Here is an 8,663-nt window from a genome sequence, read left to right as displayed (position 1 = left end):
GGGCGAAACCCAGGCCGAAGTCGCGGGCGATTTCGCCGGACAGGCCGCGGCCCTTTAAATAGTCGACGGCCGCTTTGCGTGTTGGGTGGCTTTTCAGCGCCTGGCGGTAATAGTCGGCAGCTGCCGTTAGCAGTGGGTATAGCGGCGAATCGGTGGGCTGGCGTGGCTTGTGGTTGCCGCTGCGTCCGCCTTCCTCGCGCGGTACTTCCATGCCGGCGCTTTTCGCCAGGTCTTCCACGGCCTGGACGAAGTCCAGGTTGTCGTGGTCCATGATAAAACCCAGGGCGTTGCCGCCGGCGCCGCAGCCGAAGCAGTAGTAGAACTGCTTGTCGGGGCTGACGCTAAACGATGGGGTTTTCTCTTTGTGGAACGGGCAGCAGGCGCTGAAGTTTTTCCCGGTTTTCTTTAATTGCACGCGCGAGCTAACCACGTCGACGATGTCGGTGCGGTTGAGCAAGTCGTCAATAAAACCTTGGGGAATCAGCCCAGCCATGGCGCTCTCGAAGTCGGTCGAATCGTCGGCATTGCTGCCTCGATTTCAGGTGTTCGGAAAATGGGCAAAGCGCTTGTGCCTCGGCGCGTAGGCGGCGAGGAGGCCAATCATGCCAGAGATAACCCTAGGCTCTACAGTCTAAGAATCCCCGGTTTGTGCGGATTTTTTTACCGCGAAAACGCGAAAAAGCGAGGCTTATCGCCACTGCCTAAGCAGTGTTGATAACTTCGCTAATGCGTTTGAAGCGTTTTGTGCTATCGGTTTTGCCGGCAACCCGGCTTGCGCCGGGCGTGGCAGAACTGGCGGCGAACGTCTGTGTATTAGTACAGACGAACGGCGCGGCGCTGTTCGCGCTGCACTTTCTTGGCGTGGCGCTTAACTGCGGCTGCAGCTTTGCGTTTACGCTCGGAAGTTGGTTTCTCGTAGAACTCGCGGCTGCGAACTTCAGCCAGAACACCGGCTTTTTCACAGGAGCGTTTGAAGCGACGCAGAGCTACGTCGAAGGGTTCGTTCTCTTTAACTTTGACGGCTGGCATCCAGAGCTACCTTCATTCATTACCGGGGTAGACGTACTCGTTGCAAAATTGAGCTGGAGGACGTCGGGTTTTTAAGGGTTGCGGATGTTAACGCCTCATTGCCCGGAATGCAAAGCCTCTGATCGAAAACCGCTAGTCGGGCTTACGGACGGCGATTATCATGCGCGCCTTCGAAATTGCCCAGTCTGAAGGGAACCACCCATGCTCGTGCTGGGATTAGAAACCTCCTGCGATGAAACCGGCGTTGCTTTATACGACAGCGAGCGCGGCTTGCTGGGCGACGCATTGTTTAGCCAGATCGACCTGCATAAGGCCTACGGCGGTGTAGTACCGGAGCTGGCCTCGCGCGACCACGTCAAGCGCATGTTGCCGCTGATTCGCGAGGTGCTGGAGCAGGCCGGCTGCACCGCGCAGGATATCGACGGCATCGCCTATACCGCGGGTCCTGGCCTGGTTGGTGCCTTGCTGGTCGGTGCTTCCTGCGCCCAGGCGCTGGCCTTTGCCTGGGACGTTCCTGCGCTCGGCGTGCACCATATGGAAGGCCATTTGTTGGCGCCCATGTTGGAAGAAACCCCGCCGCAATTTCCTTTTGTTGCCCTGCTGGTTTCCGGCGGCCACACCCAACTTGTGCGGGTCGATGGCATCGGCAAATACCAATTGCTCGGCGAATCGCTGGACGATGCTGCCGGCGAAGCCTTCGATAAAACGGCGAAATTGATCGGTCTTGGCTATCCAGGTGGTCCTGAAATCGCCCGTTTGGCCCTGAACGGCGTAGAAAAACGCTTTGTATTTCCCCGACCAATGACCGATCGCCCTGGCCTGGATTTCAGCTTTAGCGGCCTGAAAACCTTCGCCCTCAACACCTGGCTACAGTGCCGCGACACTGGCGACGACGGTGAACAAACCCGTTGCGACATCGCCCTGGCCTTCCAGACGGCCGTGGTCGAGACTCTGACTATCAAGTGCCGCCGCGCTCTCAAGCAGACTGGCCTTAACCGTTTGGTAATCGCCGGCGGCGTCAGTGCCAATCAGGCGCTACGGCGTTCGTTGGAAAAGATGCTCGGTGAGCTCAAGGGCAATGTGTTTTACGCCCGCCCAGCGTTCTGTACCGACAATGGCGCGATGATCGCCTACGCCGGTTGCCAGCGCCTGCAGGCCGGTCAGCATGAAGGGCCGGAAATCTCGGTGCAGGCACGTTGGCCAATGGAACAACTGCCGGCGATTTGAGTGCTAAAAATGCCGTTCGCGCCCAGCCAGCAGGTCGCGTAGATTGCTGCGGTGACGCCAAACAATCAGGCCGGTCAGCACGCACATCGGCAGCAGGGCGCCAGGTTGTTGCCAGGCCAGTAACGGTAGAGTCAGCGGGGTGGCAATCAGGGCGGCCAGTGAGCTGGTCCGGGTCAGCCAAAAGGTCAGCCCCCAGCCGGCAACTGCCAGCAAAGCGGCCGGCGGATAGAGCCCCAAGAGCATGCCTGCGGCTGTGGCGACACCCTTGCCACCGCGAAAGTTGAAGTACAGCGGATAGAGATGCCCGACCACGGCGGCCAGGCCAACCCAGGCTTGTTGCTGGACGGTAAAGCCCAGGGCGTAGGCCAGCAGTACCGGTAACAGGCCTTTGAGCAAGTCGCCGAACAGGGTCAGAATGGCCAGCTTTTTACCGGCCACCCGCAGCATGTTGGTGGCGCCGGGATTGCCGGAGCCGGCAGCACGTGGGTCGGGACGGCCAGCCAAGCGGCTGAGCAGGATGGCAAAGGACAGCGAGCCGAGCAGGTAGGCGAGGATCGCCAGTAACCAAAACATGGTATCCATCCGGGGCGAGAGAGCCCCGATTCTAACGGGGCACAGCGCCCTTGTCGTGCGACGGAGCAGCGTGCTTGGACAGAGTGTTTATCGAAGGTCTGGAAGTCGACACCGTAATTGGTGCCTATGACTGGGAGCGTGACATTCGCCAGTGCCTGCGCCTGGACCTGAGCTTTGCCTGGGACAACCGCCCGGCCGCGGCCGGCGATGACCTGACCAAGGCACTAGACTACGCCGCCGTCTCCAGCCGCATTCAAGCGTTTGCCGAACAGGCCCAATTCCAACTGGTGGAAACCTTCGCCGAGCGTCTGGCCGAGATGCTGATGAACGAATTCCAGATTCCCGGCTTGCGCCTGAAACTGACCAAGCCCGGCGCCGTTCCCGCTGCCATTGGCGGTGTGGGTGTGGAGATCCAGCGCGGATGTCTCTGACCCCGATCCTGCTGGGCCTCGGTAGCAACGTCGAGCGCGAAGCGCACCTGACCGCCGGCCTTGAGGCCTTGGCGCAATTTCTTCACAACATTGAGTGTTCGCCGGTGTTTGAAAGTGCGCCGGTGGGCATCAAGAGCGGGCCGTTCTTCAACTTTGTGCTGCTAGCCGAGACCGATCTGTCGCTGCATGAGCTGGATCGCCGCCTCAAGCATATCGAAGCCGACAACGGCCGTTATGCCCCGAACCGCAAAGGCTTGCCGTTGGATATTGATGTGCTCACCTACGGCGATCAGGTTGGCGATTTCGACGGGCTGATACTGCCGCGCGCCGAAATTCTCAAAAATGCGTTTGTGTTGTGGCCGTTGGCGCTGCTGGTGCCAGAGCGCCTGCACCCAAGTGTGCGCAAGCCCTATGCCGAGCTGTGGCGCGATGCGCAAATTGATCAGGTGTTGGCGCCGGTTCCCTTTCAATGGCGCGGGCAACAGCTCACGCCGTAGGGGTGTGCCGGTCAGCGCATCCTACGTGGCGTCTTTCTTGTAAGCCTGTAGCGCTTTTAAGCGCTCGCGCTTGATCGCCTCGCCCAACTCCGGGCCTTTAAAACCTTGCTCAAGCAACGGCTGCGTCGTCACCGCTCGCGCCGCTTCGGCCGCGCCACGCAAATAAGCGGCTTGCGGGTAGTCGCGCTGCTCGAGCCCTAAGCGCCCACGCGCGTCCATTTCGCAGGCGGCGATAAATTCTTCAAAGCGCTGCGGACGGCGGTAGATATCAAAGCTCTGCAGCAGCTCCAGCAAGGTCGAGGCTTTTAGCTCCAAGGCGCGATGACTGTGGGTGTGATATTCGCCGACCAGCACTGCCAGTTCCTGGCAATCGCGCGGCGCTTTGCAGCGTTCGTTGACTGCCTTGATCAGCGCGATACCGCGATGTTCGTGGGCGATATGCCGCGGCCATTCTTCCGGCGGCGTCAGGCCTTTACCCAGGTCGTGGAGCAGGCACGCCCAGCGCACGGTCAGCGGTTGTTTATGCTCGGCGCATTGGCGCAAAACGCTCAGTACGTGAGCGCCAGTATCAATCTCGGGGTGATGGGCTTCGGGCTGCGGCACGCCAAACAGGGCGTCGATTTCCGGCAGCATGGCCTTCAGGGCGCCGCAGTCGCGCAGCACTTGGATAAACACGTCCGGGCGTTCTTCCATCAGCGCGCGGGAAATTTCCTTCCAACTGCGCTCAGGGGTAAGGGCCGACAGTTCGCCAGACTCACTGAGCTCACGCATCAGTGTCAGGGTTTCATCGGCCACGCTAAAGCCCAGCGGCGCGTAGCGTGCGGCAAAGCGCGCCACCCGCAGCACCCGCAAGGGGTCTTCGGCAAAAGCGGGGGAAACATGGCGCAGCAGGCGTGCGTTAAGGTCTTTCTGCCCGCCGTAGGGGTCGATCACCTGGCCCTGCTCGTCTTCGGCCATGGCATTGATGGTCAGGTCACGGCGGGTAAGGTCTTCTTCGATGGTGACCTCGGGGCTGGCGTAAAAAGTAAAGCCGCCATAGCCGCGCCCGCTTTTGCGTTCGGTGCGGGCAAGGGCGTATTCCTCTTGGGTTTTCGGGTGCAGAAATACCGGAAAGTCATCACCTACCGGGCGAAAACCCTTGGCCAGCATTTCTTCCGCGCTGGCGCCGACTACCAGCCAGTCAATATCAGTGACAGCGCGCCCGAGCAGGCGATCGCGCACCGCGCCGCCAACCTTGTAAATCTGCATGAAAAACCCTCCGTTAGCGCCACAGCATACCTGCTGAAGCGCTTATGGCCAGGCTTAGCGGCTGACGGGAATCTGCTGTAGCAAGGTGACCACCGCTGCGTGCAGCAACTCATCGCGTTGCCAGGAAGGGCTCAAGGTGGTGGTGATCAAGCCTTGCCAGAGCGTTTTGTCGGCGCGGTCGCTAACCCGCAGGCGCAGGGTGATGTTTTCATCCTGAAAGCGATGCACGGCCAGGTAACTACCGAGAGGATTGTTCGGCGGGTTGTCGACGCGAAATTCCACGGGCGTTTCGTTGAGGGTCAGCGAATACGCCACGCGCAAATCGGCTTTTTTGCCTTCGCGGTAACCGTGGTTAAGCAGGCCTTGGCGCAGGCTGGCGTCGACCTTGGCGTAGTCGGTGGTGGGCGGCAATTGGCCGTCGGTGTTGGTGCTGGGCGGGAGCATTTCAAAACTGTGGCGAGTGCCCAGCGACGGCGTGGCGGTTTGTACCACCAGCACTTGCGGTGATGGGCTGGCACAGCCGGCGAGCAACAGACAGACGAAGAGAACACGTAGAACAGGCATAAACGACAAGCTCCGCTGAGGATGCAACATGCTCAACGCAAGCTTGCCGCGGGTCAACCCGTCGAACGTGTGGTCCTCAGATCGGTGGAATGACCAAGTCCAGCCTGGGGTATTCGCTGTTCTCACCTTCGCCACGGGGCGGCACATGGTGGGTCTGAATCACCTGCTCGCCGCGCACGGTTTCCAGGTGGATATCGAAACCCCATAAGCGGTGCAGGTGTTTGAGCACCTCTTCGGTCGACTCGCCCAAGGGTTTGCGGTCGTGTTGTTGGTGGCGCAGGGTTAGTGAGCGATCGCCACGGCGATTGATGCTGTAGATCTGAATATTGGGCTCGCGGTTGCCCAGGTTGTACTGCGCCGCCAGGGTTTCGCGAATTGCCTGGTAGCCGGGTTCGTCGTGAATAGCTGGCACCACCAGTTCATCTTTTTGGTCGTCGTCCATCACGCTAAACAGCTTCAAGTCACGGATCACTTTCGGCGACAGGTACTGCAGGATAAAACTCTCATCCTTGAAGCTTTTCATGGCGAATTTAACCGTGCTCAGCCAGTCGCTGCCGGCTATATCCGGGAACCAGCGTTTGTCCTCTTCGGTGGGTTCCTCGCACATGCGGCGAATGTCGCGGTACATGGCAAAGCCCAGGGTGTAGGGGTTAATGCCGCTGTAGTAGGGGCTGTCGAACGGCGGTTGGTAGATCACGCTGGTGTGCGATTGCAGGAACTCCATCATAAAGCCGTCGGTGACCAGGCCTTCGTCGTACAGGTCGTTCATTAGCGTGTAGTGCCAGAAGGTGGCCCAGCCTTCGTTCATCACCTGCGTCTGGCGCTGGGGGTAAAAGTACTGGGCGATTTTGCGCACGATACGCACCACTTCGCGCTGCCAAGGCTCGAGCAGCGGCGCGTGTTTCTCCAAGAAGTAGAGGATGTTTTCCTGCGGCTCGGCGGGAAAGCGCCCGGCGTCTTTCTCATTGCCCTTGTCGGCCCCTTTGGGAATGGTGCGCCACAGGTCATTGATCTGCCGTTGCAGGTGTTCTTCGCGCTCTTTTTGCCGTTGACGTTCTTCTTCGGCGGAAATCGGGTAGGGGCGTTTGTAGCGGTCGACGCCGTAGTTCATCAGTGCATGGCAGGAGTCGAGCAGGTCTTCCACCGCGTCGATGCCGTAACGCTCTTCGCATTGCATGATGTACTGCTTGGCGAACACCAGGTAATCGATGATTGAGCTGGCGTCGGTCCAGGTGCGGAACAGGTAGTTGCCCTTGAAAAAGCTGTTGTGCCCATAGCAGGCATGGGCCACCACCAGCGCTTGCATGCAGATGGTGTTTTCTTCCATCAGGTAGGCAATGCACGGGTCGGAATTGATCACGATCTCGTAGGCCAGGCCCATCTGCCCACGGCTGTAGGATTTCTCGGTGCTGAGAAAGTGTTTGCCGTAGGACCAGTGGTGATAACCCAGGGGCATACCCACCGACGCGTAGGCATCCATCATCTGCTCGGCGGTGATCACTTCAATCTGATTGGGATAGGTGTCCAGCGCATAGCCTTCGGCGATTCGCGCAATTTCTTTGTCGTAGGCGCGAATTAGCTCAAAGGTCCACTCGGAACCGGTGGAAATGGGCTGACGTTTTTCCTTTTCTCGAGCGCTCATGGCAACACCTCAGGTAACGAGTCGGCGCTGAAACAGTTCGCGGAACACCGGGTAAATATCACCCGCGGACACCAGTTGCTGCTGGGCGAAGGTGTCGGCAAAGGCTTCGCCCACCTGTTCATATTCGAACCACAACGCCTGGTGCTCGCGCGGGGTGATTTCCACATAGGTGAAGTACTGCACCAGCGGCATGATTTGCTTCATCAGAATGTCGCGGCAAATCGGTGAATCGTCGTTCCAGTTATCGCCGTCGGAGGCCTGGGCGGCGTAGATATTCCACTCGCTGGTGGGATAGCGCGCTTCCATCACCTCCTGCATCAGCTTGAGGGCGCTGGAAACAATGGTGCCGCCGGTTTCGCGGGAATAGAAAAACTCTTCTTCGTCCACTTCCCGGGCGCTGGTGTGGTGGCGGATAAACACCACCTCGATCTTTTCGTAGTTCCGCTTGAGGAACAGGTACAGCAGGATAAAAAAGCGCTTGGCGATATCCTTGGTGGCCTGGGTCATGGAGCCAGACACGTCCATTAGGCAAAACATCACGGCCTTGGAACTGGGGTTGGGCTGCTTGACCAGCAGGTTGTATTTCAGGTCGAAGGTATCGAGAAACGGCACGCGCTTGATCCGTGCACGTAGCAGGACTATTTCGGCTTCTATGGCCTGAATGTCGGCGAAGTTGTCAGGTTCTTCGAGCTTTAGTCGGTCCAGCTCAGCAATGGCCAAATGCAGCTTGCTGCGGCTGCTGCCCGATAGCGCGATGCGCCGGGCATGGGACGCGCGCAGTGTGCGCACGATGTTAATGCGAGAAGGGTTGCCGTCATTGCTGACCCCGGCGCGCACAGTTTTAAAGGTGTCGGTGCCGGTCAGTTGGCGTTTTACCAGGTTGGGCAGTTCGAGGTCTTCGAACATAAAGTCGAGAAATTCTTCCTGGGTAATCTGGAAAGAAAACTCGTCCATGCCCTCGCCGGAGTTGCTGGCTTTGCCTGAGCCTTTACCGCCGCCCCCGCCTTGCGGGCGAGGGATGCGCTCGCCGGTGGTGAACTCTTTATTGCCGGGGTGAACCTGGGTTTGCTTGCCGCCACGGCCGTGATGCAACAGCGGTTCGTCGATGTCGCGCCCCGGAATGCTGATCTGCTCGCCGTGTTCCATATCGGTAATGGAGCGGCGGCTGACGGCTTCTTCCACCGCCTTTTTAATGTGGTCACGGTAACGTCGCAGGAACCGCTGACGGTTTACCGTGCTTTTGTTCTTGCCGTTGAGACGGCGGTCGATCACATAGCTCATGGACGCTCCTTAGAGCTGCCGGGGGGGCTACTGCGCTTCGGCGATGCGTCGTTGAAAAGCGGCTCGGACTGCTCATTTACTCGATGTAAACTCCGCGTCCTCGCCTCTTTTCGCCTAGCCTCTCCTTCGCTCGCTACGCCCCGACTGTTAGCTCAGACGGCCTGCATGCGC

At 59.3% G+C, this 8,663-nt stretch carries 10 protein-coding genes; 3 read left to right on the top strand and 7 right to left on the bottom strand.

The window, feature by feature from the left end:
• Both AAAB16_RS18610 and rpsU read right to left on the bottom strand, forming a co-directional pair.
• A partial coding sequence (locus AAAB16_RS18610; protein ID WP_340664663.1) for a CHC2 zinc finger domain-containing protein occupies positions 1–493 on the bottom strand: 493 nt, incomplete at its 3' end.
• 320 nt (positions 494–813) lie between these two features.
• Positions 814–1,029 (bottom strand): 30S ribosomal protein S21, encoded by a 216-nt coding sequence (gene rpsU, locus AAAB16_RS18605; RefSeq protein WP_002551877.1) that lies wholly within the window; start codon positions 1,027–1,029, stop codon positions 814–816.
• Between the two features lie 201 nt (positions 1,030–1,230).
• Between rpsU and tsaD the strand changes: the two genes are divergently transcribed.
• Positions 1,231–2,256, top strand: coding sequence for a tRNA (adenosine(37)-N6)-threonylcarbamoyltransferase complex transferase subunit TsaD (gene tsaD / locus AAAB16_RS18600; protein WP_340664662.1), 1,026 nt, complete (start codon positions 1,231–1,233; stop codon positions 2,254–2,256).
• 3 nt (positions 2,257–2,259) lie between these two features.
• On the opposite strand, the gene plsY is transcribed toward tsaD, so the two are convergent.
• Entirely contained in the window at positions 2,260–2,829 is a 570-nt protein-coding gene (gene plsY / locus AAAB16_RS18595; protein ID WP_340664661.1) for a glycerol-3-phosphate 1-O-acyltransferase PlsY, read from the bottom strand.
• A gap of 74 nt (positions 2,830–2,903) precedes the next feature.
• On the opposite strand from plsY, the gene folB reads away from it, so the two are divergent.
• Both folB and folK read left to right on the top strand, forming a co-directional pair.
• Positions 2,904–3,260: a dihydroneopterin aldolase gene (gene folB / locus AAAB16_RS18590; protein WP_340664660.1), complete on the top strand. Its 357-nt coding sequence runs from the start codon at positions 2,904–2,906 to the stop codon at positions 3,258–3,260.
• On the top strand, positions 3,251–3,757 hold the full coding sequence (folK, locus tag AAAB16_RS18585; protein WP_340664659.1) for a 2-amino-4-hydroxy-6-hydroxymethyldihydropteridine diphosphokinase: 507 nt from the start codon (positions 3,251–3,253) through the stop codon (positions 3,755–3,757). The genes folB and folK overlap by 10 nt, the downstream gene beginning before the upstream one ends.
• Positions 3,758–3,778: 21 nt before the next feature.
• Here the strand turns inward: folK and AAAB16_RS18580 are convergent, their stop codons facing one another.
• The 4 genes from AAAB16_RS18580 to AAAB16_RS18565 form a co-directional block, all read right to left on the bottom strand.
• Entirely contained in the window at positions 3,779–5,005 is a 1,227-nt protein-coding gene (locus tag AAAB16_RS18580; RefSeq protein WP_340664658.1) for a multifunctional CCA addition/repair protein, read from the bottom strand.
• A 54-nt stretch (positions 5,006–5,059) separates the two neighbouring features.
• Positions 5,060–5,569: a DUF4136 domain-containing protein gene (locus AAAB16_RS18575; protein ID WP_340664657.1), complete on the bottom strand. Its 510-nt coding sequence runs from the start codon at positions 5,567–5,569 to the stop codon at positions 5,060–5,062.
• A 76-nt stretch (positions 5,570–5,645) separates the two neighbouring features.
• Complete coding sequence (locus tag AAAB16_RS18570; RefSeq protein ID WP_340664656.1) at positions 5,646–7,211, bottom strand: SpoVR family protein; 1,566 nt, start codon at positions 7,209–7,211, stop codon at positions 5,646–5,648.
• A gap of 9 nt (positions 7,212–7,220) precedes the next feature.
• The gene (locus tag AAAB16_RS18565) at positions 7,221–8,492 is read right to left on the bottom strand and encodes a YeaH/YhbH family protein (protein WP_340664655.1); all 1,272 of its coding nucleotides are present in this window, start codon (positions 8,490–8,492) and stop codon (positions 7,221–7,223) included.
• Positions 8,493–8,663: the final 171 nt, after the last annotated feature.

Source organism: Pseudomonas sp., assembly GCF_037994325.1.
GTDB lineage: Bacteria > Pseudomonadota > Gammaproteobacteria > Pseudomonadales > Pseudomonadaceae > Aquipseudomonas.
The sequence above is the reverse complement of the archived record's forward strand: the minus strand, read 5'-3'. Positions and strand labels throughout refer to the sequence as shown.

Bases quoted from the DNA above. Each gene is read 5' to 3' on its own strand.
- rpsU (WP_002551877.1), bottom strand. From the start codon at position 1,029: ATGCCAGCCGTCAAAGTTAAAGAGAACGAACCCTTCGACGTAGCTCTG.
- tsaD (WP_340664662.1), top strand. From the start codon at position 1,231: ATGCTCGTGCTGGGATTAGAAACCTCCTGCGATGAAACCGGCGTTGCT.
- plsY (WP_340664661.1), bottom strand. From the start codon at position 2,829: ATGTTTTGGTTACTGGCGATCCTCGCCTACCTGCTCGGCTCGCTGTCC.
- folK (WP_340664659.1), top strand. From the start codon at position 3,251: ATGTCTCTGACCCCGATCCTGCTGGGCCTCGGTAGCAACGTCGAGCGC.
- AAAB16_RS18580 (WP_340664658.1), bottom strand. From the start codon at position 5,005: ATGCAGATTTACAAGGTTGGCGGCGCGGTGCGCGATCGCCTGCTCGGG.
- AAAB16_RS18575 (WP_340664657.1), bottom strand. From the start codon at position 5,569: ATGCCTGTTCTACGTGTTCTCTTCGTCTGTCTGTTGCTCGCCGGCTGT.
- AAAB16_RS18570 (WP_340664656.1), bottom strand. From the start codon at position 7,211: ATGAGCGCTCGAGAAAAGGAAAAACGTCAGCCCATTTCCACCGGTTCC.
- AAAB16_RS18565 (WP_340664655.1), bottom strand. From the start codon at position 8,492: ATGAGCTATGTGATCGACCGCCGTCTCAACGGCAAGAACAAAAGCACG.